The following is a 24,566-nucleotide window of genomic DNA, read 5'->3' as shown; positions in this document are numbered from 1 at the left end:
CGCAGAGTGCGGACCACCGCAGGGGTGTCTGGTGGCGAGCAGTGATGTTCGAACCGCGCAACAGGACCACAGTCATCATCAGTGCTTATCTGCAACCGCCGGTAAGCCGAGTTCATTCCCCGATGAAAGCTGGTGAGTCCGATGGCCGATGAAAAGACGATACATGACGTCACGTACGATCTCCTTCGAAAGCTGGGTGTGACAACAGTTTTCGGAAACCCCGGATCGACGGAGCAGACGTTCCTGCAAGACTTCCCCGAAGATTTCACCTATGTGCTGGCGCTGCAGGAAGCCTCCGCGCTGGCGATGGCCGACGGTTTCTCCCAGTCCACCGGCAAGCCGGCCCTGGTCAACCTGCACACCGCCGCAGGCACCGGCAACGCCCTGGGCAGCCTGGTGGCCGCCTACCGGGCCAACACCCCACTGATCATCACCGCGGGCCAGCAGACCCGTGAGATGTCGATGATCGATCCGTATCTGAACAACCCGGGCGCCACCGAATTCCCCAAACCGTGGGTCAAGTGGTCCTACGAGCCTGCCCGCGCCGAAGACGTGCCGGGAGCCTTCATGCAGGCCTATGCGGTCGCCATGCAGGAGCCCAAGGGTCCGGTGTTCCTGTCGATCCCGCTCGACGACTGGCAGAAGCCCGCCCTCGGTCCTGCAGTCGTCAGGACGGTCAGCGAACGCACCGCGCCCGACGCCGCGCGGCTTCGTGAGTTCGCCGACCGGATCAACCGCGCGCAGCGGCCGCTGCTGGTGCTGGGGCCGGAGGTCGACCGGGCCGGCGGCTGGGATGCCGGCATCGCCTTCGCCGAGAAGCTGGGCGCCCCCGTCCGGGGCAGTGCGCTGGCCGACCGTGCCTCGTTCCCCGAGGATCACCCGCTCTACACCGGGCCGATGCCGATGACGATCGCCGAGGTCAATCAGGTGCTGGACGGTCACGATCTCGCCATCGTGATCGGCGCACAGGTTTTCCGTTACTACCCGTATGTGGCCGGCGACTATCTGCCGGAGGGCACCGAGCTGATCCAGCTCACCGTCGATCCGCACCTGGCATCTGCGGCACCGGTGGGCGACAGCCTGCTCGGCGATGTCCGGATCGGGCTGGAACAACTCGTCGACCTGATCAACGCGCCCGTCGGGCGGCCCGCGCCGACCCCGCTGAACCGCAACCGCGCGGTGCGGACCTCGGCGCCCGGCGAGCGGCTGACGGCCGACGAGGTGTACGCCACCCTGGCCACCGTCAAACCCGAGGACTCGGCGGTGGTGATGGAGTCCACGTCCACGATGGCCGAACTGGTGCAGTGGCTTCCCACGACACGGTCGGGCAGCTACTTCGCGACCGGCAGCGGCGGTATCGGCTGGGGTGTCCCGGGAGCCGTCGGCGTTGCGCTGGGGGACCGGGAGCGCGGGGCGCACCGCCACATCGTCGCCACCATCGGCGACGGATCGTTCCAGTACTCCATCCAGTCGATCTGGACTGCGGCACAGCACAAGTTGCCCATCGTGTACGTGGTGCTGCGCAACGAGGCCTATGAGGTGCTCAAGTCCTTCGCGCTGCTGGAGCAGACGCCTCATGTCCCTGCGCTGGATCTTCCGGGTCTCGATATCGCCTCGCTGGCAACCGGTTTCGGTTGCCGTACAGCAGAAGTCAACACCACCGACGAACTCGCAGGCGAGTTCAAGCTGGCGCTGGATGCCGACGGACCCACCGTCATCGTGGTCCACACCCAACCGGAACTCCCACACCGGCGGGATCACCGATCCCGCCGGGCCTCGTTCAATCGACATACTTACCAGGAGAACGACATGCCCATCTACACCTGCACCACTGCGCAGTCGACGCTCACCCACGACGGGAGGGCCGAACTCGCCGCGGAGATCACCCGCATCCACGCCGAGAACAATCACGTGCCGAGCACCTACGTCAACGTCGTCTTCCACGAGCTGCCCGCCGACAACGTCTACACCGACGGTGTGCCGGCTCAGCCGTTGCTGGTCACCGGCTGGGTCCGCGACGGTCACCCCGAAGGCGAAACCACCAGACTCGCCACCGAAATCGCGGCAGCAGCCACGCGGACCACCGGCATCCCTGCCGACCGTGTGCTGGTGGTGTTCCAAAGCAGCCCCGCTCATTACGCCGTCGAAGGCGGCCGCGTGCTGCCCGAACCCGGTGAAGAGGCGGCGTGGATCGCCGCCGCCGCAGGATAGGAAGCACGCCATGCCCGGGTGGTCGGATTTCACCGTCGTCTCCGGTGGTGCCGCCGCGGCACTCATGGGTCTGCTCTTCGTCGCGGTGACGCTGCGCATCGACGCGATCTCGCGCGCGCCGGACCTGCGCAGCCGCGCGGCGCAGACCCTGACGCTGTTCTCGGTGGCTCTTGTTGCGGCGCTCCTGCTGGCCGTGCCGAGTCAGCCACGTCAGGTCTTCGGCACGGAGCTGATTGCGCTCGCGGTGCTCGGCGGCGTCGCGATGATCGCCCTGAACAAGCGGGCGAAACGCGTCCCTCGCCAGGACCCGATCGCCCGCGTCCTTGACCGCGTCGGACCGAACATCACCACGATCGTGCTGATCGGCGCCGCGGGAGTGTGCACCGCGGTCAACGTGACATGGGGGATCTATCTGCTGGTCCCGGCAGCACTCGCGGCATTGATCGGCGGCGTACTGAGCGCCTGGGTGTTCCTGACCAGCATGGCCGGCTGATCAGCCTTCGGTGGGTGTCGTCCACACCTTCTCGATGGTGATCCGCAGCCGAGTGCTGTAGTTGCCCATCGTGTCGGTCAGCCCGAACTGATCGGAGGCCGCCTGGTACTTCGCCCAGTACGGCGCGTCCTTGCGCGGGTCGGCGCCCTCGGCGTCCACCCGGGCCGGACCACCGATCACGATGATTCCACCACCGTTGCCGTCGGAATCCAGGTTCAGGCTCACGTGGGCGTGGTTGCGGACATGGCGCACCTTGGCCGCGCCGGGCTCGGTGTACACCACGATGTCGGTGCCGTCGTAGAAGAACCACACCAGCTTGGGCACCGGCTGCCCGGACTTCGCGACCGTGGTCAGCCAGCCGTACTCGTCGGATTTCAGGCGCTCGATGATCTCCGGTGTCAGGTCAGCAGTCATGTACGCGAATGTAGTCTCGCGGTATGACACTCAACCTGACCGCGGATGAAGTTCTGACCACCACGCGTTCGGTGCGCAAGCGGCTCGATTTCGACAAGCCGGTGCCGCGCGAAGTGCTCCTGGAATGTCTGGACCTGGCGCTGCAGGCCCCGACGGGCTCCAATACTCAAGGCTGGCAATGGGTTTTCGTCGAGGACGAAGCCAAGAAGAAGGCCATCGCCGATATTTACCGAACCAACGCCACGCCGTACCTGGCATCGCCCAAGGATTCCTACGGTGACGCCCGCGATGAGCAGATCGATGCGGTGCGCTCCTCGGCGAGCTATCTCAGCGAGAACATGGAGAAGGCCCCCGTCCTGCTCATCCCGGTGCTGGAAGGTCGCCCGGACGGTGCCCCGGCCGGGCTGAGTGCCTCCTTCTGGGGATCCCTGCTGCCGGCGGTATGGAGCTACATGCTGGCGCTGCGCGCCCGTGGACTGGGCTCGGCGTGGACCACGCTGCACCTGCTCGGCGACGGTGAGAAGCAGGCCGCCGAGGTGCTCGGTATCCCGTTCGAGAAATACTCGCAGGCCGGGCTGTTCCCGATCGCCTACACCAAAGGCACCGAATTCAAGAAGGCCAAGCGACTTCCCGCCGAGAACTTCGCGCACTGGGACACCTGGTAGGCCTGCCGCTCACACCGCGCCGGTGAACCCCTGCTGGCGCCACGCCTCATAGGCCGCGACGGCCGCGGCGTTGGACAGGTTCAACGACCGCCGACCGGCCAGCATCGGGATCCGCACCCGCGCGGTGATGTGCGGATCGGCCAGCGTCTGCTCGTCCAGGCCGGTCGGCTCCGGGCCGAACATCAGCACATCGCCAGGCTGGTACGCGACCTCGGCAAACGACCGGTCCGCGTGCGCGGTGAACGCGTACACCCGTGTCGGGCCGATCGCGGCCCAGGCCGCCGGCAGATCCGCATGCACCGTCACCGACGCCAGGTCGTGGTAATCCAGGCCGGCCCGCCGCAGCTTGGGCTCGGACAGGTCGAAGCCGAGCGGTTCGACCAGGTGCAGTTCGCACCCGGTCGCGGCCACCATCCGGATCGCGTTGCCGGTATTGGGCGCGATGCGCGGGGAGAAGAACATCACCTTGAACACCCGGTCATCTTGCCCTGCGGATAATGGGGTCATGGTCGAGCAGAGCATCTGGATGCAGAAGGTCGCGGCCAACCCGGGCCATTCACAGTGGTACATCGACCGCTTCCGGTCCATGGAACGCGCGGGCAAAGATCTCGCGGGCGAGGCTCGCCTCATCGACGCGATGGCCGAGCGTGGCGCCCGCATCCTGGACGCGGGCTGCGGTCCGGGCCGGGTGGGCGGCTACCTGGCCGCCGCCGGACATGACGTCGTCGGCGTCGATGTCGACCCGGCGCTCATCGCCGCCGCCGAACAGGACCACCCCGGCCCCCGCTGGCTCGTCGGTGACCTCGCCGAACTGGACCTGCCGGCCCGCGGAATCACCGAACCGTTCGATCTCATCGTGTCGGCAGGCAATGTGATGACCTTCCTCGCGCCGAGCACCCGCACTCCGGTGCTGAGCCGGTTGCGCGCCCACCTCGGCTCCGGTGGCCGGGCGGTCATCGGGTTCGGCGCCGGCCGCGAGTACGAGCACACCGAGTTTCTCGGCGACGCCGCGCGGGCCGGGTTGGTCCCGGATCTGTTGCTGTCCAGTTGGGACGTGCGGCCGTTCACCGAAGGCGCCGACTTTCTGGTCGCGATCCTGCGGGCGGCCTAGACATTCCGCGGGATCGAACTGACGTGCACGTCAGAGCCGTTCGTACGCATCACCACGACTGCGCAACGTAACGGTCACGAACTGTGTCGGTTCGATATCGAGGTATGGAAACCGCTGTCGGCGACTGCCATACTCGACAAATTGCCAGGCGTGCCGCGCCGGCCCCGATGGCGGGCACAAGCAGGAAGCATATGAACGTAACGATTTGCGGATTCTGATGACGGCCCATGCCGCGCCGCCGGTTACGTCTGCGCGCGACGAATTCGACAGCGCGGCAGCGCAAGCCGTCAAGAAGCCGTCGCGCTGGGCGTTGAGCAACTGGCCCGTCGGCTGGAAAGTGTTTGCCATCGCGCTGGTTCCGCTGGCACTGGCCGCGACCTTCGGTGGGCTGCGCATCTACTCCGGATTCACCGACGCCACCGATCTGCGGCTGGCCGCCGACCGTGCCGACATGGTGCCCGCCGTCGTCGAGTACATGGCCGCACTGGATGCAGCCATTCTCGCCGGCAGCAGCGGCGGTGATGCTCAGGCCGCGTTGAGCGAATTCGACACCACCCGCCAGGCGCTGCAGCGTCAACTCGACGAGACGGACGTGCTGCCCGACGTGGACAGCGGCGTCACCGCGATTCTGCAGGACGGCCAGGACCTGGTGAACCAGGTCAGCTCCAACTCGATCGGCCTGCGTGACCGGGTCACCACCTATGCGCCCATCCTGCTGACCGCCGAGGACGCCATCAACGGATCGGTGCGTGTCGACGACGCCCAGATCCGCACCGACACCCTCGGCCTGTCCCGGGCCGTCGGGGCCCGCGGGCAGATGATGATGCAGCAGCTGCTGGTCAACCTCGGTGGCGAGGTCCCCGAACCCGAGCTGCGCACCTCGATGAACACCGTCGCCGGTACCGAACCGTCCACCCTGTTCGGCATGAGTCAGATCCTCGGCGTCGGCTCGGCCGAGGCCAAGGAGCTGCAGGAGCAGTTCATCCGCAGGATGGCGATCATGGCCAACCCGACTGCCGTCCTGGTGAACAACCCGGAACTCAGCCAGTCCATCGCTGCCACCAACGACATCGCCGACGCCGTCATCTCCGAGACCACGACGTCGGTGACCACGACGGTGGGGCAACAGGCCGAGGCGCAACGCAGCACCGCCATCCGGGATGCCGTGGTCGTCATCGCGGCGATCCTGTTCGCACTGCTGATCGTCGCGCTGGTCGCCAGGTCACTGGTCCGGCCGCTGCGCCGGCTGCGTGACAGCGCGCTGAAAGTCGCGCACACCGAACTCGCCCGCGAACTCGACCAGGTCCGCAACGGGGGAGACCCGGGCCCGGTCCGTCCGATTCCGGTGCACACCACCGAAGAGATCGGGCAGGTCGCGCACGCGGTCGACGAACTGCACGAACAGGCCGTGCTGCTCGCCGGTGAGCAGGCCCGGCTGCAGGTGCAGGTCAGCGACATGTTCGAGACCCTGTCGCGGCGCAGCCGATCGCTGGTGGACCAGCAGCTGTCGCTGATCGACCGGCTCGAACGCGACGAGGAAGATCCGCAACGCCTGGACAGCCTCTTCCGGCTGGACCACCTGGCCGCCCGAATGCGCCGCAACGGCGCCAACCTGCTCGTGCTGGCCGGCACCAAGGTCACCCGCGAGCACACGGAACCCGTGCCGGTCGCCGCGGTGGTCAATGCCGCGGCGTCCGAGGTCGAGGAGTACACCCGGGTGATCACCGACGTCGTCCCGGACTGCGATATCAGCGGCACGGTGGCCGCCGACCTGGTGCACGTGCTGGCCGAGTTGATGGACAACGCGCTGCGCTACTCGCCGCCGGACTCGCAGGTGCGAGTGTCGGCCGTGCGAACCGGTAACGGCGCACTCGTCATCGAGGTCGCCGACCTGGGACTGGGCATGGCCGAACCCGATCTGCGGGTGGCCAACACCCGCCTGCAGTCCGGTGGCGAGGTGACCCCCTACACCGCGCGGCACATGGGTCTGTTCGTCGTCGGCAGGCTGGCCGCCCAGCACGGATTCGTGGTCCGGTTGCGCAGCACCGTTCCCGGAGAAGCGCATTCGGGTACCACCGCCGGTGTGTACGTGCCCGAGGAGCTGCTTGCCGGGGTGCTGCCGACTCCGATCGTCACCGGCTTCCAACCGGCCCCGGTGGCCGAGGTGTCGCAGTTCGCGCCGGCGCAGCCCGAGCCGGCCTACGTCACGCCCGATTTCGTCGAGCAGAGCCCGATATCCGGTTTGCCACAACGCAATCCGGGGGCCAGCGGGTTCCGCTCCGAACAGCCCGAAACGGAATCGGAGCATTGGCCCACCGAGCCGACACCGGTGCAGATACCCACCGAGTTGCCGACCCGGACCTCCGCGCCGGCGGACACCTCGGCGTTCTTCGGCGCACGCAGCCAGGCGCCCGCCGAACCCGCCCCGGCGGACACGGGCTCCTCCGATGACGCCATCTACCAGAAGATGCTCTCGGAATGGCTCGTCGACCCGACCGATCTCGGCGCCAGTACCGATCTGGACTGGAAGTCGGTGTGGGATCACGGCTGGTCCGCGGCGGCCTCGGCCGAGGACGCGCCGGTCACCGAACACACCGCGGAGGGCCTGCCGGTACGCAAACCCGGCGAACGGCTGGTGCCCGGGGCGGGCGATATCGGCGACGACGTCGCCCCGGTAACATCTGAGCCCGCCGACCCCGGCCCGTTGCCGGATCCCGCCGCCGTACGAGCCAGCCTCAGCAGCCACTTCGGTGGGGTGCATGCCGGTCGGTCGCACACCCGCGACACCGGAGGATCATGAGCGACACGACGGGCAGGAGCGCAGCGACCGGGGGATCGACGCAGCGCGAATCACTCGACTGGCTGGTCTCCAAGTTCGCTCGCGAGGTCTCCGGTGTTTCGCACGCCGTGCTGGTCTCCGCCGACGGCCTGCTGATGGCCGCCAGCGAGCACATGCCCACCGAGCGCGCCGACCAGCTGGCGGCGGTCGCGTCGGGGTTGGCGAGTCTGTCCATGGGGGCGGCCCAGTTGTTCGCGGGCGGCCACGTCATGCAGTCCATCGTCGAGATGGAGAACGGCTATCTGTTGTTGATGCGCGTCGGTGACGGATCCAATCTCGCCACCCTGGCAACCCGGTCCTGCGATATCGGCCAGATCGGCTATGAGATGGCCATTCTGGTGGAGCGTGTGGGCAATGTCATCCAGTCGGCACGGCGTAGTCGCCAACACACCTGAGGCCGCTGTGCAGCCGCCACCGGATGCCTGGGAGTCCGCCGATCCGGTGGATGTGCCGAGCATGGTGCGGCCCTACCGGCTGACCGCCGGACGCACCGATCCCGGGGTGCACCTGCCGCTGGAGGCGCCGATCAGGACGCTGGACATCGCGCCGGCGCCGAGGTGGCCGGGTAGTGATGTGCGGGCCCGGATACTGCTCCTGGGCAAGGACAGTCCGTCGGTCGCCGAGATCGCGGCGCATTTGTCCTTGCCGCTCGGTGTGGCGCGTGTGCTGATCGGTGACCTCGTTTCCGAGGGGTATCTTCGGGTACACACGACGCTGGGCGATACAGCCTCCGCCGACGAACGTCGTGAACTGATCGGGAGGACTCTGCGTGGCCTACGGGCACTCTGAGACGCCTTCGGCGTCGGCTGGGCGCTCCGAACGGCCAGGGGCGACGAAAATCGTCATCTCCGGCGGGTTCGGCTCCGGCAAGACCACATTCGTCGGCGCGGTCTCGGAGATCATGCCGCTGCGCACCGAGGCGTTGGTGACCACCGCGTCGGTCGGCGTCGACGGACTCGACGCCACCCCGCACAAGAACACCACCACCGTGGCGATGGACTTCGGACGCATCACGCTGGCCGAGGATCTGGTGCTGTACCTGTTCGGCACTCCCGGTCAGCGCCGTTTCTGGTTCATGTGGGACGACCTGATCCGCGGCGCGATCGGGGCCGTCATCCTCGTCGACATCCGGCGCCTGCAGGACAGTTTCGCCGCCGTCGACTTCTTCGAGGCCCGCAAACTCCCGTTCCTCATCGCGATCAACGAGTTCGACGGGGCGCCAAGACATCCGGAGGCCGCGGTGCGGCAGGCGCTGGCACTGCGCGCGGACATCCCGATCGTCACCGTCGACGCCCGCGACCGGAACTCCGCCCGCGCCGCGCTGATCGCGGTGGCCGAATACGCACTGGCCGCGGTGTGAGCGATGACCAGGTCTGGGCGGACCGCGAGTTCACCGGACACGACTTCCGCGATGACGACCTCAGCCGGCTGCGCACCGAGCGGGTGGTGTTCGACGAATGCGATTTCAGCGGTGTGAACCTGACCGAGTCCGTGCATCTGGGATCGGCCTTCCGTAACTGCAACTTCCGGCGGGCATCGCTGTTGCACAGCGTGTTCCGGCAGTGCAGCCTGCTGGGGTCGGTGTTCACCGACGCCCGGTTGCGGCCCATCACCCTGACCGAGGTGGACCTGTCGCTGAGCGTGCTGGGCAATTGCGACCTGCGCACCGTCGACCTGTCGGACTGCCGGTTGCGCGAGGCCAGCCTGGTCGGGGCGGACCTGCGCAAGGCCGTCCTGCAGCGAGCGGACCTGAGTGGCGCACGGGTGCAGGACGCCAAGTTCGACGAGGCCGATCTGCGTGGTGCGCGGATCGACCCGACCTTCTGGACGACGGCGAAAATCCGCGGCGCCCGGATCAACATCGAACAGGGGCTGTCCTACGCCGCCGCGCACGGGCTGGACGTCCACGGCGAGTAACCGCGCGATTTGCGGAGTTCTGGTCGGAATGATTCCGACCAGAACTCCACAAGTCGCGACGTACTAGCCCGCCTTGAGGCGAATCTTGAAGCGCACGAACGTCAGGTAGCCCACGCTCAGCAGCGCCAGCATGCCCATGTCGAACCACCAGGCCGACGCGGTGTGCTCCCAATGCGAATCCTTGGGGGTCAGCGGTCCGGGCACCAGGTGGGTGATGTCCACCGTGGACGCCGACGCCGCATAACCCCAGCGCGCCGGGGTGAACCAGGACAACTGATCGAGCACCAGCCGGTCGGTCACCGGGATCATGCCGCCGGAGAACACCAGCTGGCTCATCACGGCCACCACCAGCAGCGGCATGATCTGCTCACTGGACTTGGCCAGAGCCGACAGCAGCAGACCGAGCATCGCGGAGGCGACGGTGGTCGCAGCCATCACCAGGAACAGCTCGGCCGTCGGCGGGAGGAACGACACCGCCCCCTGGGTGGGGCCACCCTTGCCCAGTACGGCGATCGTCGTGACGATCGCAGATTGAACGATCGCGAATGCGGCGTAGATGCAGACCTTGGCCAGCAGATAAGCCGTCGTCGACAACCCGACGGCCTGCTCACGCCGGAAGATGGCACGCTCGCCGATCAGGTCGCGGACCGTCAACGCGGTGCCCATGAAGATGGCGCCCACGTTGAGCAGCACCAGCATCTGGCCCGGCTCGTTGGGGGCATCGCCCATCGGGTTGGGAATGCCGAAGCCGACGTCGCCGGGCACCGAGAGCGACAGCACGCCCATGATGAACGGCAGCATCGCCAGGAATGCGAAGTAACCGCGATCGGAGATGATCAGCCGCATCTGGCGGCGCGCGATGGTGGAGAACTGCCGTCGCACACTCGTTTTCGCGGGCTTGCCGAGGTCGGCCGGCTCCTCGGAGGCCTCGGCCTGCGGTGGCGGGCCACTGCGCGACAGGTAGCGCTGATGCGAGGCGTCGGGGTCGCCGGCGACCGAGGAGAAGATGTCGGCCCAGTTGGTGGTGCCCAGTTCCGGACCGATCTGGCTCGGCGGCCCGTAGAACGCGGTCTTGCCGCCCGGCGCCAGCAGCAGCACCTGATCGCAGACATCCAGGTAGGTCAGTGAGTGCGTCACCACCAGCACCACACGGCCGGCGTCGGCCAGCTGGCGCAGCATCGTCATCACCTGGCGGTCCAGCGCCGGGTCCAGACCCGAGGTCGGCTCGTCCAGGATCAGCAGCGACGGGCCGGTCAGCAGCTCGAGGGCCACCGAGGCCCGCTTGCGCTGACCGCCGGACAGCTTGTCCACCCGGGTCTCCAGGTGCTTGGTCATCTCGAGTTCCTCGAGGACCTGCAGGACCACCCGCTCGCGGTCCTCGTTGGTGGTATCCGGCGGCAGCCGCAGCTCCGCGGCGTACATCAGCGCCTGCTTGACCGTCAGCTGGCCGTGCACCACATCGTCCTGGGGGACCATGCCGATTCGGGAACGCAGCGAGGCGTACTCGGCGTGGATGTCGTGGCCCTCGAAGGACACCCGGCCGTCGGTCGGATGCGTCAGGCCGGCGACCTGCTTGGCGAACGTCGACTTGCCGGCGCCCGAGGGGCCGATGACCGCGGTCAGGGTGCCCGGCCGCGCGTCGATCGAGATGTTGTTCAGCAGCGTCTTGTTGCCCTCGATGGTCCACGTCAGACCGCGGACCTCCAGGCCACCGGTGCGGGTGGCCGCCTGGGTCTCCGAACCGCGGACCAGCGTCCCGCCGGTGAACACCAGGTCGACGTTGCCGATGGTGACCACATCGCCCTCGCGCAGCAGCGCGTCGTCGACGCGGGCACCGTTGACGAAGGTGCCGTTGATGCTGCGGTTGTCCAGGATCTCGGTGCCACCCGGCCCCGAAACCAGGGTGGCGTGGTGCCGTGAGGCCAGGACGTCGGGGATGACGATGTCGTTGTCGGTGGCGCGACCGATCTTGATCCCGCCCGGGGGCACCTCGGGTGCTTTCCCGGGACGCAGGATCTTGAGCATGCTGGTCGCGAGATTGTTCTCCGACGGCCGTGGCACGGCGGTCGGCCCCATGGCGGTCTGCGACGGATCGGCCGGCGGGATGTAGGCGGGCTGGGGACGCGCGGCCGGCGGCGGGGCGTAAGACTGCGGCGCGCTGGGCTGATATCGCGCGCTTGGTTGAGAGTCTTGCCCGGTCGGCTGATACTGCTGCGGGCCGGACGGGTAACGCGGCTGGGCGGGGGCCCCACCGGTAGGCCAGGCGGGCGGGGCGGGCGGCATGGGCGCCTGGGTCGGCCAGGACGCGCTGGGCCGGGGACCGGTGGGTGTCGGCATGGCGGCCGCGGGCGGGGGACTGCCCACCGAGCCCTGATGGCGACCCACCTCGAAGGCGAGTTGCGGGCCGTCCGGGTTACCGATGTTGAGGAGCTGGCCGTCCAGGATGTCGAGCGTCGGAACCCGCTGGCCATTGAGGTACATGCCGTTGAGGCTGCCGTTGTCGATGGCGATCCATCGCCCCTGATCGAAGCGCAACACCAGGTGCGCGCGGGAGATCAGCGGGTGGGCGATACGGACATCGGCACGTAGATCGCGGCCGACGACGACGTCGTTGCCTGCGGAGAAGGTGCGTGAGGACCCTTCGTATCGAACGGTCAGCGCGGGCGTTCCGGGGCGGCTCATCGGGAACAACTGTATCGGTTGGGTGCGATGGCGTGCTGCGCTGCGGTGGCCGTCGTGTCACTCGCCCTCGGTGACGACCGCATCGGCGAGTGCAGGCACGCTGTCTTCGGGGTAGCGGTCGTGCAGTTCCCACACATCCCAGGTCTGCACACCCCAGAAGATCGCGAACAGCGCAATCAGCGCGATCTCGACACCCACGACGACGTACGGGAAACCGGCCAACCAGAAGCCGATCGCAAGCAGCACGGCGAGCAGCATCAGGGTGGCGACCGTGGCGTAGAACTGCGCGCGGTGCGGGCGTTCCGCGGCCTTCGCGTAGCAGGCGTGGTAGACCGCGACCAGGATGATGGCCAGGAACATCGCGACGGCGGCGGTGATATGTGCGTACTCACGGGCCGGTGGCCAGAACAACAGCAGGCCACCGCCGACCACCGCCGCAAAAAGGACTTTTGGGAGTCCGGTCTCGATGGTGAGCAGCACGTTGGCCATCACCTTCCAGATGCCGCGGACGCCGGATAGATCCGGGGTGGTGGCGGTCGGTGCGGACTGGGGCGGTCGCCACTTCTGCAGACCCAGGTAGAGCCCGGTCCCGACGGTCGCGCCGACGACCAAGGCGAAAATGTTGTTCGGGATGGCGTCCAAAGGGTGTTCGACGGTCGGCAACCAGGCTTCGCAGACACCCTCGCTGCCGGTCGGGGCCAGCGCGACCACGAACGCCAGGAAGCCGGCGAAGTTGAGGAGGGCGTCCTCGCCGAGGCGGGTGCCCTTGTAGGCGATCAGGCAGATGCCCACCGCGCACAGCGCGGCGATGAACACCGCATGGGTGCGGGTGTAGAAGTATGCGCTGATCGAACCCTGCGGACAGCTGTGCTCCCAGGTCAGCACCAGCGATACCAGCAAGAAGACCACCAGAGCCACCAGGCCGACCCGGACGTAGCGGTAGGTGACCGCAGCGTCTTCCCTGGTGACTTGGGGGTCCATTCAGATAGTCAATACGTCCGGAGCGCCGGTGACCACGCAATGGGTATGGCTGTAGATCGTCGGCATGCATTTGTTGCAGTGCGTACACAGGGCCTTGACCGTGTGGGCGTCCCCGTCGGCCTTGATGCGGTTGATCAGGTCGGGTTCGGCCAGCAGCGCGCGGCCCATCGCGACGAAGTCGAACCCCTCGGCCATCGCCAGATCCATGGTCTCGCGGTTGGTGATGCCGCCCAGCAGGATCAGCGGCAGCGACAGCTCGGCCCGGAACTGCCGCGCGTGCCGCAACAGGTAGGCCTCCCGGTAGGGGTACTCACGCAGGAACTTCTTGCCGGTCAGCCGCATGCCCCAGCTGATCGGCGGGGTGAACGCGCCGGCGAACTCCTTGAGCGGTGCGTCGCCGTGGAACAGGTACATCGGGTTGACCAGGGAGCTACCGGCCGTCAGCTCGATGGCGTCCAGCCCGCCGTCCTCCTCCAGCCATTTGGCGGTCTGCAGGGCCTCGTCGATCGGGATACCGCCACGCACCCCGTCGGTCATCGTCAGTTTCGCGGTGACCGCGATCTGCTTGGCGCCGTAGGTGTCGACGGCGTCACGCACCGCCCGCACCAGCCCACGCGCGACCTTCGCCCGGTTCTCCAGCGAGCCACCGAATTCGTCGGTGCGCCGGTTGAGCATCGGGCTGAGGAACGAACTGGCCAGATAGTTGTGCCCGAGGTGGATTTCGACGGCGTCGAAGCCGGCGTCGATGGCCAGCCGTGCGGCATTCGCGTGCGCCGCGGTGACCGCGCGGATGTCGTCGAGACCGGCCTTGCGGGCGAACCGCATCGACAGCGGATTGAAGAACCGCACCGGCGCCAGGGCCGGGGCCTTGTTGGTCTTGGCGTTGGCGACCGGGCCGGCGTGACCGATCTGCGCGCTGATGGCCGCACCCTCGGCATGCACCGCGTCGGTCAGTCTGCGCAGTCCGGGCACCGCCTCCGGTCGCATCCACAGTTGCCAGCCGTCTGTGCGCCCACCCGGGGTGACCGCACAGTACGCGACGGTCGTCATGCCGACCCCGCCCGCGGCGGGAAGTTGGTGGAACTTGATCAGATCGTCGGTGACCAGCGCATTCGGCGTGGACGCCTCGAAGGTGGCGGCCTTGATGATGCGGTTGCGCAGCGTCACCGGACCGAGCTTGGCCGCGCCAAACACGTCGGTGAACACTTCTGCCTGCGTGTTCATACCGGGCGAGCCTGCCACAATGACCTACGTGGCAGCGACGACTTTGGATGGCAAATCCACCCGCGACGAAATTCTCGATGACCTCAAGGGACGGGTGGCCACGCTGACGGCGGCCGGCCGCACCCCCGGACTGGGCACCATCCTGATCGGCGACGACCCGGGATCGCAGGCCTACGTGCGCGGCAAGCATGCCGACTGCGCGAAGGTGGGCATCAACTCGATCCGCCGCGACCTGCCCGCCGATATCAGCCAGGCCACCCTGGACGAGACGATCGACGAGCTCAACGCCAACCCCGAATGCACCGGCTACATCGTGCAGTTGCCGCTGCCCAAGCACCTGGACGAGAACGCCGCCCTGGAACGCATCGACCCGGACAAGGACGCCGACGGTCTGCACCCCACCAACCTGGGCCGGTTGGTGCTCGGCAAAGAAGCTCCGCTGCCCTGCACTCCGCGCGGCATCGTGCACCTGCTGCGTCGTTTCGAGGTCCCGATCGCCGGTGCGCACGTGGTCGTGATAGGCCGCGGAGTCACGGTTGGCCGCCCGCTCGGCCTGCTGCTGACCCGACGTTCGGAGAACGCGACAGTGACGTTGTGCCACACCGGAACCCGGGACCTTCCTGAGCTGACCCGGCAGGCCGACATCATCATCGCCGCCGTCGGCGTGCCGTACATGGTCACCGCAGACATGGTGAAACCCGGCGCTGCCGTCGTCGACGTGGGCGTCAGCCGGGTCGAGGGCAAGCTCACCGGCGATGTGGCGCCTGACGTGTGGGATGTCGCCGGACACGTGTCGCCGAACCCCGGCGGGGTGGGCCCGCTGACGCGGGCGTTCCTGCTGACCAACGTGGTGGAGCGTGCGGAGCGGTGATGGGCGCGAAGAGCCAATGGCGCTGAAGGAGTTCGCCCGCAAGGTCTTCGGCGGTCAATGGCCGATCCTGGTGGTCGGCGTGATCCTGCTCGCCGCGCTGGGTCTGGTGATCACCGGCTACTGGCGTCGCGGCGCGCTCGTCATCGGAATCGCCGTCGGTGTGGCGGCGGCGCTGCGGTTGGCGCTCTCCGACGATCGCGCGGGTCTGCTGGTGATTCGTTCCCGCACAATAGACTTCGCGACAACCGCGACCGTCAGTGCGACGATGCTCTATATCGCGTGGACCATCGACCCGTTGGGCACGTCCTGAATCAGGATTGATCGGGCTGTATCGCCAGGCGTCCCAGCAGCACGCCAGAGGCGATCATGGTGACGGCCAAGCCGAGATGCAGCCAGTTGTCGGCGGCATTGACCGGCACGAAGTTCAACGGACCGTGGTGATCGATCGCCATTCCGTAGAGCCACAGCACCGCGTACACCGCGCCGCCCCAGAGCAGATACGCCTTGGCGGTGGCCGCGGAGCGGGCGAGCACCAGCCCGGCGACCCCGAACGCCAGATGGACCAGGTTGTGCAGGATCGACACGGCGAACACTCCGAGCAGCAGCGCGCCGGAGTGGTGCCCGGCCCAGCTCAGTTCGTCGAAGTCACTGGTGATACCGGGGATGAAGCCCGCGACCCCGAACACCAGGAACACCGCCCCGACCACCATCGCGGCGATCTGCACCACGGGAGCCGTGCCCCCCGCCGCGGCGAGACGGTCTTGGTCACGCTTGGACATCGCGGGCCTCTCGTCGTTCACCGTCTACTACCCATTCGGCGGAACGAATATTCCGGTGCCGGCATCATGGCCGCCGGATCAGGACAGCGTCGCCCGGATGCCCACGGTGATGTAGGGCAGCGCCAGACCGGTGCTGTTGACCAGCGCGGGATGGGTGGCCAGCAGTTCGCGGACCTTCTCCAGGGTGCGGGCACGGACCTCGGTGGGTGAGGTGATGCAGTAGCTGCGGGAGGCCACCAGGTCGAGCAACGCCTTCGGGGTCAGGTAGCTCGTCCACTCCACCTGATGGCGTTCGACATCGGTGAACGGAGCGCTCAGTGTCACCTCATCGCCCAGCGGGTCGTGCTCCTGGCCGATGATGGTGCCCAGATCCTTGACCCAGCCCGACCGTTCGTCGCGGGTGTTCCACACCAGCCCGAGCCGCCCGCCCGGCCGCAGCACCCGGGCGATTTCCTGCGTGGCGCGCTGCGGGTCGAACCAGTGCCAGGCCTGGGCCACCAGCACGGAGTCAACACTGTTGTCCGGCAACGGAATGTCCTCGGCTGTGCCCAGCAGTGCGGGGGTCTCCGGCAGGGAGTCGCTCAGGACTTCGAGCATCTCCGGGATGGGGTCCACCGCCACCACGTCCAGGCCGCGCTCGACGAGCCGGACGGTCAGCTTGCCGGTCCCCGCTCCCAGGTCCAGCACCCGTTGCGCGTCGGTCGGCAACAGCCAGTCGATGGCCTCCGGCGGGTAGGACGGGCGCCCGCGTTCGTAGGCGGCGGCCTCCTCGCCGAAGGACAGCGATCCCTGCTTGTTCGACGCGCTCACCGGGACGCGATCTCCAGCGTCTGCCGGATCAGCGGAGCCACCGCCTCGGTCTCCACCAGGAACCCGTCGTGACCGTAGATCGAGTCGACCACCCGCAGGCCGTCACATCCGGGGAGCAGGTCGGCCAGTTCCTGCTGCTGGCGCAGCGGGTACAGCCGGTCGGAGGTGATGCCCCCGACGAGCACCGGCACCGGGCAGCCGGCCAGCGCGGCCTCCACGCCACCGCGATCACGGCCGACGTCGTGGCTGCTCAGTGCGTCGGTGAGCGCGACGTAGGTGCCGGCGTCGAACCGGGACACCAGCTTGCCGCCCTGGTGTTCCAGGTAGCTCTGCACGGCGTAGCGGCCACCGTTGGTGGGGTCCTCGTCGCCCTGGGCGAGGTTGGCGAAGCGGGAGTCCAGCTCGGCCTCGCCGCGGTAGGTGAGGTGCGCCACGCGGCGCGCGATCTCCAGACCGGCGGCTGGGCCGCGACCGGTGTCGTAGTAGTCGCCGCCGTTCCAGTCGGGGTCGGCCTTGATCGCGGCGACCTGGGTGCTCTGGGTGCCGATCTGATCGGCGGTGGCACGCGCGCCGACCGCCAGGATCAGCCCGGCGCGGACGGTGTCGGGGTGCCCGACGATCCACTCCAGTGCCCGCGCGCCACCCATCGAACCGCCGATCACCGCCGCCACCTGGGTGACCCCGAGGGCGGCCAGGGCGGCCAGATCGGCATTGACCTGATCGCGGATGGTGATCGCCGGGAACCTTGAGCCCCAAGGCTTTCCGTCCGGTGCGATCGAGCTGGGCCCGGTGGACCCACGGCACCCGCCCAAGGCGTTGGTGGCGACGGCGCACCAGCGGTCGGTGTCGATCGTCGCGCCGGGTCCGGCGACGCCGTCCCACCAGCCCGGTGTCGGATGGTCGGGGCCGGCCGGGCCGGTGATGTGCGAATCGCCGGTCAGTGCGTGCAGCACCATGACGACGTTGTCGCGTTCGGGGTTCAGTTCGCCCCAGCGTTGCACCGCGATCGATACCTCGTCGAGGACGACGCCGCTTTCCAGGGTCAGGGCGCCGATCTGGACGACCCCGATCTCACCTTCCGCGGGCAGAGTCGACGGCACGTCGCTCAGTATGTCGAAGATGGTCATGAGGCTGCGCTCACACCGACGCGACACTCTGGCCGGTACCGGCGAAGGCTTTCGCCGCGGCGAAACCCTGGTCCAGGTCCGCCAGGATGTCGTCGATCCCTTCGATCCCGACCGCGAGGCGCACCAGGCCGGGGGTGACCCCGGTGGTCGCCTGCTCCTCGGGCGTCAGCTGGGCGTGGGTGGTCGAGGCGGGGTGGATGACCAGCGAACGCACGTCCCCGATGTTGGCCACATGGCTGTGCAGGGTCAGCGCGTTGACGAAGGCCTTGCCGGCCTCGATGCCACCGGCCAGTTCGAAGGCCAGCACCGCGCCGGTGCCCTTGGGGGCGATCTTGCGGCCCAGTTCGTACCACGGTGAGGTGGGCAGTCCGGCGTAGTTCACCGAGGTCACCTCGTCGCGGCCGGTGAGGTACTCGGCGACCTTTACCGCGTTGGACACGTGCCGTTCAACGCGCAGGGACAGCGTCTCTAATCCCTGGGCGATGAGGAAGGCGTTGAACGGGGCGAGCGAGCTGCCCAGGTCACGCAGGAGCTGGACCCGGGCCTTGAGGGCGTAGGCGGGCGGGCCGAGCGCGGAGAACACCACACCGTGATAGCTCGGGTCCGGCTCGGTGAAACCGGGGTGACGGCCCTGGGTCCAGTCGAAGTTGCCGCTGTCGACGATGACGCCGGCGATGGCCGAGCCGTGCCCGCCCAGGTATTTGGTGGCCGAGTGCACCACGATGTCGGCGCCGTGCGCGATCGGCTGGATCAGGTACGGGGTCGCGATGGTGTTGTCGACGATCAGCGGGATGCCCTGTTCATGGGCGACGCCCGAGACGCCGGGGATGTCGAGGATGTCGATCTGGGGGTTCGAGATGGTCTCGGCGAAGAACGCCTTGGTGTTCGGCTGGATCGCTGACCGCCAGGACTCCAGGTCATCGGGGTTCTCGACGAAGCTGACCTCGATACCGAGCTTGGGCAGCGTGTAGTGGAACAGGTTGTAGGTGCCGCCGTAGAGTCGCGGGCTGGACACGATGTGGTCCCCGGCAGCGGCCAGGTTGAGGATCGCGAAGGTCTCGGCGGCCTGCCCGGAGGACAGGAACAGCGCCGCGACACCACCTTCGAGCGCGGCCAGGCGCTGCTCGATGACATCGGTGGTCGGGTTACCGATGCGGGTGTAGATGTTGCCGGTCTCCTCCAGGCCGAACAGCGCCGCTGCGTGCGCGGTGTTGTCGAACGTGTAGGACGTGGTCTGGTAGATCGGCAGTGCCCGGGCGTTGGTCGCCGTGTCCGGGGTCTGGCCGGCGTGCACCTGCTTGGTCTCGAAGGACCAACGGGCGGTGATGTCTTCTTCGGGGGTGCTCACGAGAAACGAACCTCCATCTGTGTCTGGGGGCCCGTCAACACGGACCCGCGCTTGCCGGCAGTCGCCATTCGACTGCTCAACCTGGTCTTCACCCGGAGCACCCCACCGCGGTTGGAGGGTTGCCGGCCAGCAAGCCGGGGCTTGATGCTGGCGCTCATGACCGATACAAAGCCTAGCTCACGACGTTGACCCGATGCCACCTGGTTGTCGGAGGTGTCGCGCCGCCACAAAAAAGCTACTGGCCAGTAGTCAAAGCTGACCCGTCGCCGGTTCGTCGGCCCTTGTAGTGTTGCCGGTGAGGGCAGCCGGGAACCGTCGTGACAGCGGTTGCGGGCGGCCCGCTGGTGCGAGAGCGCCTCTGCTCAATCAATCACGGCAGAAACGACTTTCGCTGCATCTGATCCGACAGTGACGCCGGGAGTACACATGAGCGCCGAGCAGCCGACCATCATCTACACGTTGACCGACGAAGCACCGCTGTTGGCCACCTACGCCTTCCTGCCGATCATCCGGACCTTCGCCGACGCCGCCGGGATCGATGTCAAGACCAGTGACATCTCCGTGGCGGCGCGCATCCTCGCCGAGTTCAGTGACCGACTGACCGACGAGCAGAAGGTGCCGGACAACCTCGCCGCCCTCGGCGAGCTGACCCAGGACCCGGCCGCCAACATCATCAAGCTGCCCAACATCAGTGCCTCGGTGCCCCAGTTGCTGGCGGCCATCAAGGAACTCAAGGAAAAGGGTTACGACCTCCCGGACTTCCCCGGCGACCCGAAGTCCGACGAAGAGAAGAAGATCAAGGAGCGGTACTCCAAGATCCTGGGTAGCGCGGTCAACCCGGTGCTGCGCGAGGGCAACTCCGACCGGCGCGCCCCCAATGCGGTCAAGGAGTACGCCCGCAAGCACCCGCACAGCATGGGCAAGTGGTCGCAGGCGTCGCGCACCCACGTGGCGACCATGAAGACCGGCGATTTTTACCACGGCGAGAAGTCGCTGACGGTGGACAAGGACCGCAGGGTCAAGCTGGTGCTGGAGACCTCGGCGGGCGAGACCGTGCTCAAGCCCGAGGTGAAGCTCGACGCCGGCGATGTCATCGACAGCATGTACATGAGCCGCAAGGCCCTCATCGAGTTCTACGAGGAGCAGATCGAGGACGCCTACAAGACGGGCGTGATGTTCTCGCTGCACGTCAAGGCGACCATGATGAAGGTCAGCCACCCCATCGTGTTCGGTCACGCGGTCAAGGTGTTCTACAAGGACGCTTTTGCCAAGCACGAGAAGCTGTTCGACGAGCTGGGCGTCAACGTCAACAACGGTCTGTCGGATCTGTACAGCAAGATCGAATCGCTGCCCGCCTCACAGCGTGAAGAGATCATCAACGATCTGCACGCCTGCCACGAGCACCGGCCCGAACTCGCCATGGTCGACTCCGCGAAGGGCATCTCCAACTTCCATTCGCCGTCCGACGTCATCGTGGATGCGTCGATGCCGGCGATGATCCGCCTCGGCGGCAAGATGTACGGCGCCGACGGCCGCACCAAGGACACCAAGGCGGTCAACCCGGAGTCGACCTTCTCCCGCATCTATCAGGAGATGATCAACTTCTGTAAGACGCACGGGAACTTCGATCCCACCACCATGGGCACCGTGCCGAACGTCGGTCTGATGGCGCAGAAGGCCGAGGAGTACGGCAGCCACGACAAGACCTTTGAGATCGCCGAGGCGGGTGTGGCCAAGATCGTCGACGCCGATTCCGGTGAGGTTCTGCTCTCGCAGGAGGTCGAAGAGGGCGATATCTGGCGCATGCCGATCGTCAAGGACGCCGCGATCCGCGACTGGGTGAAGCTTGCGGTCAACCGCGCCCGGCTGTCCGGTATGACGACGGTGTTCTGGCTCGACGACGAGCGTCCGCACGAGAACGAGCTGCGCAAGAAGGTCAAGGAGTACCTCAAGGACGAGGACACCGAGGGCCTGGACATCACCATCCTTCCGCAGGTATGGGCCATGCGCTACACGCTGGAGCGGGTGATCCGCGGGCAGGACACCATCGCGGCGACCGGCAACATCCTGCGCGATTACCTCACCGACCTGTTCCCGATCCTGGAGTTGGGCACCAGCGCGAAGATGCTGTCGGTGGTGCCGCTGATGGCCGGTGGCGGACTGTACGAGACCGGTGCCGGTGGCTCGGCGCCCAAGCACGTCAGCCAGCTGGTCGAAGAGAACCACCTGCGCTGGGATTCGCTCGGTGAGTTCCTCGCCATCGGCGCCAGCCTGGAGGATATGGGCAACAAGACCGACAACGCCAAGGCCAAGCTGCTCGGCGAGACGCTGGACACCGCCGTCGGAAAGCTGTTGGACGAGAACAAGTCTCCGTCGCGCAAGGCCGGCGAGCTGGACAACCGCGGCAGCCAGTTCTACCTGTCGCTGTACTGGGCGCAGGCGCTCGCCGAGCAGACCGAGGACAAGGAACTCGCCGAGCACTTCGCCCCGCTGGCCAAGACGCTCGGTGAGAGCGAGGACGCCATCATCTCCGAGCTCAACGAGGTGCAGGGTGGGCACGCCGACATCGGTGGCTACTACTACCCGGACCCGGAGAAGACCGCCGCGGTGATGCGGCCGTCCAAGACGTTCAACGCCGTGCTGGAGTCCGCCAAGAGCTAGAACTGGCGTCAGCCCGCCGGCGGTGCCTCGCGCTTGCGCTCGGTGTGCTGGTCGACGAAATCGGCGATCAGCTCGGTGATCTGGCCGGGTGCTTCCAGCATCGGGATGTGGCCCAGTCCCGGCAGGCGGGTCACTTTGGCATCGGTCGGCAGGTTCTCGATGAAGTACTTGGTGCCGCGCGGGCTGGGGAACACCCGGTCCTTCTCGCACAGCACCAGGTGTGTCGGCACAGCGACCTGAGCCAGTTCCAGCAGACCCGGCAGACGCAGTGTCTTGATGAGCAATTGGACGTAGGCCGTGCAGTGCGTGGCGTCCTCGACGAGGGCGACCAGGTCCGGCCGGCTGGGTCCGTCGGCGGGTCCGCTCACCGGCAGGGTGGCGATCCGGGTGCCGAACGGCAGGTCCAGGATGCGTGGCCCGAGCAGGCGTGCGGCGATCAGGGCCGGGCCGCCGGCCAGGAACTTCAGCACGGTCTCGTACTTGGTGGGGGAGTGCTGGCTCCATCCGCCGGCCGGCGCGATGGCGGTCAGGGTGCGTGCCCGGCCACGGCGCTCCAGTTCGAAGGCCACCCAGCCGCCCAGCGAATTGCCGACGATATGGGCTGTGTCCCAGCCGATCTGGTCCATCCGACGCTCGACGTCGTCGACGAGGGCGGCGGTGTCCAACAGCCACGTGCCGGCGCGGGAGCCCCCGTTGTGGCCGATCATGGTGGGTGCCAGCACCTCGAAGCGGCCGGTGTCGGCGAGCTGATCGGCTACCGTGCGCCACACGTTCTGCGAGCACAGGAACGGGTGCAGCATGAGGATCGGTTCACCCGTTCCGTGGTGGATGGGTGCGCGTTGGGTCATAGCGCCCGACAGTATGGCGGTACCGCCGGTACCGCAAGGCTCGGCGGGCAGGGGGACCTCCCGCTTGCGGGGGAGAGCGCAGCGACCGGGGGATATGTGCTGCTGTCGGAGGCGTCCATTAGGGTCGTCCACCGTGATCGTCACCACCGTCAACGTCAACGGCATCCGCGCAGCGGTCAAACAGCGATCCACGGAGAACCTCGGCCTGCTGCCGTGGCTGAAGGACAGCACCGCCGACGTCGTCTGCCTACAGGAGACCCGCGCCGACGACGAACAACTCGCCGAGGCACTGGCGCCGGCCCTGGCCGACGGCTGGCATCTCGCCGCAGCCGAGCCGCATGTCAAGGGCCGCAACGGTGTTGCCGTGCTGTCTCGCACCCCGTTCGACGCGGTGCGCATCGGTTCGGGCTCCGAGGAGTTCGCCGAGCACGGCCGCTACATCGAGGTCGACACCGCCGGCGCCACGGTGGCCAGCGTGTACCTGCCCACCGGTGAGGCCGAGACCGAGCGCCAGCTGGAAAAGGAACGCTTCATGTCCGCGGTCGAGGCCCGGATGGCCGCCCTGCTCGCCGACGGCCGCGACGCCGTGCTGTGCGGCGACTGGAACATCGCGCACACCGAGAGCGATATCAAGGCCTGGAAGGCCAATGTCAAGAAGGCGGGCTTCCTGCCCGCCGAGCGGCAGTGGCTGACCGAGCTGATGTCCACCGGCTGGGTGGACGTGGTGCGCCGGCTGCATCCGGATGTCGCGGGTCCGTACAGCTGGTGGTCATGGCGCGGCAAGGCCTTCGACAACGACGCTGGCTGGCGTATCGATTACCACCTGGCCAGCCCGGGCCTCGCCGCCCGTGCGGTGTCGGCGCGGGTGGAGCGGGCCGAACTGTACGCGTTGCGCTGGTCCGATCACGCCCCGGTGACCGTCGAGTTCTCCTGAGTCGACCAGTCCGGCCGCCTGCCCAGGTGCGCCAGTAGCCGGCCGAGATCCGTTGTGCCGGTGGCCCCGACGGCGTGCCCGAACGGTGCGTTCGCGGCCTCTCGGGACCCGTCGTCGGGGATGCCCAGCACGATCGGCAGCGCCGCGGCGACCACCTCGTCGGGTAGCTGGAACGGCAGCCCCAGGGCGGCGGCGACGTCCCAGCCGTGCACGACATAGTCCACGAAATGCATGGCCATCGCGATCGAGCCGGGAACCGTTGCGTCCGGACCGAATTCGGGCAGGGCGCACACGGCGTCATCGATTCCGTCCGCGCTGAAGGCCTCGAGCACATCGCGGGCGGCGGCAGCGTAACTGCCCGCCGGATCGGCCCGCACCTGCGCGCTGACCGTCTCGGGATCCCAGATCCGTACGTCGGCGCCGTCGCCCCGCACCGACGCGGCGAACCCGCGGTGCTGGACGGTCATGTGGGCAACCAGGTCGGCCAGCGTCCACCCCGCGCACGGTGTCGGCCGATCCAGGTCGGATGAAGTGACCGCTTCGACGACGGCAACGGAGTGCAGGACGGCGGTTCGGTGGGAGGGTGCGATACCGGCAGAAGTAATATGCATGAGCTTACGATAAGCGAAAGCATATGATTGGGCAACGCTT

At 67.6% G+C, this 24,566-nt stretch carries 24 protein-coding genes, 1 pseudogene and 1 riboswitch; of the genes and pseudogenes, 14 read left to right on the top strand and 11 right to left on the bottom strand.

Going from position 1 to position 24,566, the window contains the following annotated elements; all coding sequences use genetic code 11:
• Window positions 1-141: 141 nt before the first annotated feature.
• The 3 genes and pseudogenes from mdlC to ASE48_RS09885 form a co-directional block, all read left to right on the top strand.
• A pseudogene (gene mdlC / locus ASE48_RS09890) lies at window positions 142-1,746 on the top strand (benzoylformate decarboxylase); the annotation flags it as partial.
• Window positions 1,747-1,809: 63 nt separating this feature from the next.
• The gene (locus tag ASE48_RS33100; protein ID WP_200962125.1) at window positions 1,810-2,211 is read left to right on the top strand and encodes a tautomerase family protein; all 402 of its coding nucleotides are present in this window, start codon (window positions 1,810-1,812) and stop codon (window positions 2,209-2,211) included.
• A 10-nt stretch (window positions 2,212-2,221) separates the two neighbouring features.
• On the top strand, window positions 2,222-2,704 hold the full coding sequence (locus ASE48_RS09885; protein WP_057166897.1) for a hypothetical protein: 483 nt from the start codon (window positions 2,222-2,224) through the stop codon (window positions 2,702-2,704).
• Here the strand turns inward: ASE48_RS09885 and ASE48_RS09880 are convergent, their stop codons facing one another.
• Window positions 2,705-3,118: a TIGR03667 family PPOX class F420-dependent oxidoreductase gene (locus ASE48_RS09880; RefSeq protein WP_057166896.1), complete on the bottom strand. Its 414-nt coding sequence runs from the start codon at window positions 3,116-3,118 to the stop codon at window positions 2,705-2,707.
• Window positions 3,119-3,141: 23 nt separating this feature from the next.
• Between ASE48_RS09880 and ASE48_RS09875 the strand changes: the two genes are divergently transcribed.
• The gene (locus ASE48_RS09875; protein WP_057166895.1) at window positions 3,142-3,783 is read left to right on the top strand and encodes a nitroreductase family protein; all 642 of its coding nucleotides are present in this window, start codon (window positions 3,142-3,144) and stop codon (window positions 3,781-3,783) included.
• Window positions 3,784-3,792: 9 nt separating this feature from the next.
• On the opposite strand, the gene ASE48_RS09870 is transcribed toward ASE48_RS09875, so the two are convergent.
• On the bottom strand, window positions 3,793-4,245 hold the full coding sequence (locus ASE48_RS09870; protein ID WP_442928715.1) for a tRNA (cytidine(34)-2'-O)-methyltransferase: 453 nt from the start codon (window positions 4,243-4,245) through the stop codon (window positions 3,793-3,795).
• 43 nt (window positions 4,246-4,288) lie between these two features.
• Between ASE48_RS09870 and ASE48_RS09865 the strand changes: the two genes are divergently transcribed.
• The 6 genes from ASE48_RS09865 to ASE48_RS09840 all read left to right on the top strand — a co-directional run bounded on the left by ASE48_RS09865 (window position 4,289) and on the right by ASE48_RS09840 (window position 9,650).
• A complete protein-coding gene (locus ASE48_RS09865; RefSeq protein WP_057166893.1) occupies window positions 4,289-4,894 on the top strand; it encodes a class I SAM-dependent methyltransferase in 606 nt (201 codons plus the stop codon).
• Between the two features lie 217 nt (window positions 4,895-5,111).
• Window positions 5,112-7,694, top strand: coding sequence for an ATP-binding protein (locus ASE48_RS09860; RefSeq protein ID WP_057166892.1), 2,583 nt, complete (start codon window positions 5,112-5,114; stop codon window positions 7,692-7,694).
• Complete coding sequence (locus ASE48_RS09855) at window positions 7,691-8,128, top strand: roadblock/LC7 domain-containing protein (protein ID WP_057166891.1); 438 nt, start codon at window positions 7,691-7,693, stop codon at window positions 8,126-8,128. Before ASE48_RS09860 ends, ASE48_RS09855 begins: the two co-directional genes overlap by 4 nt.
• Window positions 8,129-8,189: 61 nt before the next feature.
• Window positions 8,190-8,522 (top strand): DUF742 domain-containing protein, encoded by a 333-nt coding sequence (locus ASE48_RS09850; RefSeq protein WP_057166960.1) that lies wholly within the window; start codon window positions 8,190-8,192, stop codon window positions 8,520-8,522.
• On the top strand, window positions 8,503-9,093 hold the full coding sequence (locus ASE48_RS09845; RefSeq protein WP_057166890.1) for a GTP-binding protein: 591 nt from the start codon (window positions 8,503-8,505) through the stop codon (window positions 9,091-9,093). The genes ASE48_RS09850 and ASE48_RS09845 overlap by 20 nt, the downstream gene beginning before the upstream one ends.
• Window positions 9,090-9,650: a pentapeptide repeat-containing protein gene (locus tag ASE48_RS09840; RefSeq protein ID WP_057166889.1), complete on the top strand. Its 561-nt coding sequence runs from the start codon at window positions 9,090-9,092 to the stop codon at window positions 9,648-9,650. The genes ASE48_RS09845 and ASE48_RS09840 overlap by 4 nt, the downstream gene beginning before the upstream one ends.
• 63 nt (window positions 9,651-9,713) lie before the next feature.
• On the opposite strand, the gene ASE48_RS09835 is transcribed toward ASE48_RS09840, so the two are convergent.
• Genes ASE48_RS09835 through ASE48_RS09825 form a run of 3 tightly spaced genes read right to left on the bottom strand, consistent with a single transcriptional unit; the run spans window position 9,714 to window position 14,537 of the window.
• On the bottom strand, window positions 9,714-12,332 hold the full coding sequence (locus tag ASE48_RS09835; protein ID WP_057166888.1) for an FHA domain-containing protein: 2,619 nt from the start codon (window positions 12,330-12,332) through the stop codon (window positions 9,714-9,716).
• Window positions 12,333-12,389: 57 nt separating this feature from the next.
• Window positions 12,390-13,313, bottom strand: coding sequence for a hypothetical protein (locus tag ASE48_RS09830; RefSeq protein ID WP_057166887.1), 924 nt, complete (start codon window positions 13,311-13,313; stop codon window positions 12,390-12,392).
• The gene (locus tag ASE48_RS09825) at window positions 13,314-14,537 is read right to left on the bottom strand and encodes an NADH:flavin oxidoreductase (RefSeq protein WP_057166886.1); all 1,224 of its coding nucleotides are present in this window, start codon (window positions 14,535-14,537) and stop codon (window positions 13,314-13,316) included.
• Between the two features lie 28 nt (window positions 14,538-14,565).
• Here ASE48_RS09825 and ASE48_RS09820 point away from each other — a divergent pair, with 28 nt between their 5' ends.
• Both ASE48_RS09820 and ASE48_RS09815 read left to right on the top strand, forming a co-directional pair.
• Window positions 14,566-15,408: a bifunctional methylenetetrahydrofolate dehydrogenase/methenyltetrahydrofolate cyclohydrolase gene (locus tag ASE48_RS09820; RefSeq protein WP_057166959.1), complete on the top strand. Its 843-nt coding sequence runs from the start codon at window positions 14,566-14,568 to the stop codon at window positions 15,406-15,408.
• A gap of 16 nt (window positions 15,409-15,424) precedes the next feature.
• Complete coding sequence (locus ASE48_RS09815) at window positions 15,425-15,718, top strand: DUF3017 domain-containing protein (protein ID WP_057166885.1); 294 nt, start codon at window positions 15,425-15,427, stop codon at window positions 15,716-15,718.
• A gap of 1 nt (window position 15,719) precedes the next feature.
• On the opposite strand, the gene ASE48_RS09810 is transcribed toward ASE48_RS09815, so the two are convergent.
• The 4 genes from ASE48_RS09810 to ASE48_RS09795 form a co-directional block, all read right to left on the bottom strand.
• Window positions 15,720-16,118, bottom strand: coding sequence for a DUF4383 domain-containing protein (locus ASE48_RS09810; protein WP_442928714.1), 399 nt, complete (start codon window positions 16,116-16,118; stop codon window positions 15,720-15,722).
• Between the two features lie 147 nt (window positions 16,119-16,265).
• Entirely contained in the window at window positions 16,266-16,997 is a 732-nt protein-coding gene (locus ASE48_RS09805; protein ID WP_057166883.1) for a class I SAM-dependent methyltransferase, read from the bottom strand.
• The gene (gene metX, locus ASE48_RS09800) at window positions 16,994-18,124 is read right to left on the bottom strand and encodes a homoserine O-acetyltransferase MetX (protein WP_057166882.1); all 1,131 of its coding nucleotides are present in this window, start codon (window positions 18,122-18,124) and stop codon (window positions 16,994-16,996) included. The genes ASE48_RS09805 and metX overlap by 4 nt, the downstream gene beginning before the upstream one ends.
• Before the next feature lie 10 nt (window positions 18,125-18,134).
• Window positions 18,135-19,472, bottom strand: coding sequence for a bifunctional o-acetylhomoserine/o-acetylserine sulfhydrylase (locus tag ASE48_RS09795; RefSeq protein ID WP_082614088.1), 1,338 nt, complete (start codon window positions 19,470-19,472; stop codon window positions 18,135-18,137).
• Between the two features lie 42 nt (window positions 19,473-19,514).
• Window positions 19,515-19,634, bottom strand: a riboswitch (SAM riboswitch).
• A gap of 264 nt (window positions 19,635-19,898) precedes the next feature.
• On the opposite strand from ASE48_RS09795, the gene ASE48_RS09785 reads away from it, so the two are divergent.
• Window positions 19,899-22,133: an NADP-dependent isocitrate dehydrogenase gene (locus tag ASE48_RS09785; protein WP_057166880.1), complete on the top strand. Its 2,235-nt coding sequence runs from the start codon at window positions 19,899-19,901 to the stop codon at window positions 22,131-22,133.
• An 8-nt stretch (window positions 22,134-22,141) separates the two neighbouring features.
• On the opposite strand, the gene ASE48_RS09780 is transcribed toward ASE48_RS09785, so the two are convergent.
• Window positions 22,142-22,981: an alpha/beta fold hydrolase gene (locus tag ASE48_RS09780; RefSeq protein ID WP_057166879.1), complete on the bottom strand. Its 840-nt coding sequence runs from the start codon at window positions 22,979-22,981 to the stop codon at window positions 22,142-22,144.
• Window positions 22,982-23,114: 133 nt separating this feature from the next.
• On the opposite strand from ASE48_RS09780, the gene ASE48_RS09775 reads away from it, so the two are divergent.
• Complete coding sequence (locus tag ASE48_RS09775) at window positions 23,115-23,915, top strand: exodeoxyribonuclease III (protein ID WP_057166878.1); 801 nt, start codon at window positions 23,115-23,117, stop codon at window positions 23,913-23,915.
• Here the strand turns inward: ASE48_RS09775 and ASE48_RS09770 are convergent.
• A complete protein-coding gene (locus ASE48_RS09770; protein ID WP_057166877.1) occupies window positions 23,885-24,526 on the bottom strand; it encodes a TIGR03086 family metal-binding protein in 642 nt (213 codons plus the stop codon). The two genes, ASE48_RS09775 and ASE48_RS09770, sit on opposite strands and share 31 nt — an antisense overlap.
• Window positions 24,527-24,566 lie beyond the last annotated feature (40 nt).

It is taken from the genome of Mycobacterium sp. Root265, from assembly GCF_001428895.1.
Taxonomy (GTDB): Bacteria; Actinomycetota; Actinomycetes; order Mycobacteriales; family Mycobacteriaceae; genus Mycobacterium.
Note: the sequence above shows the minus strand (reverse complement) of the source record. Positions and strands in the feature narration are given on the sequence as shown.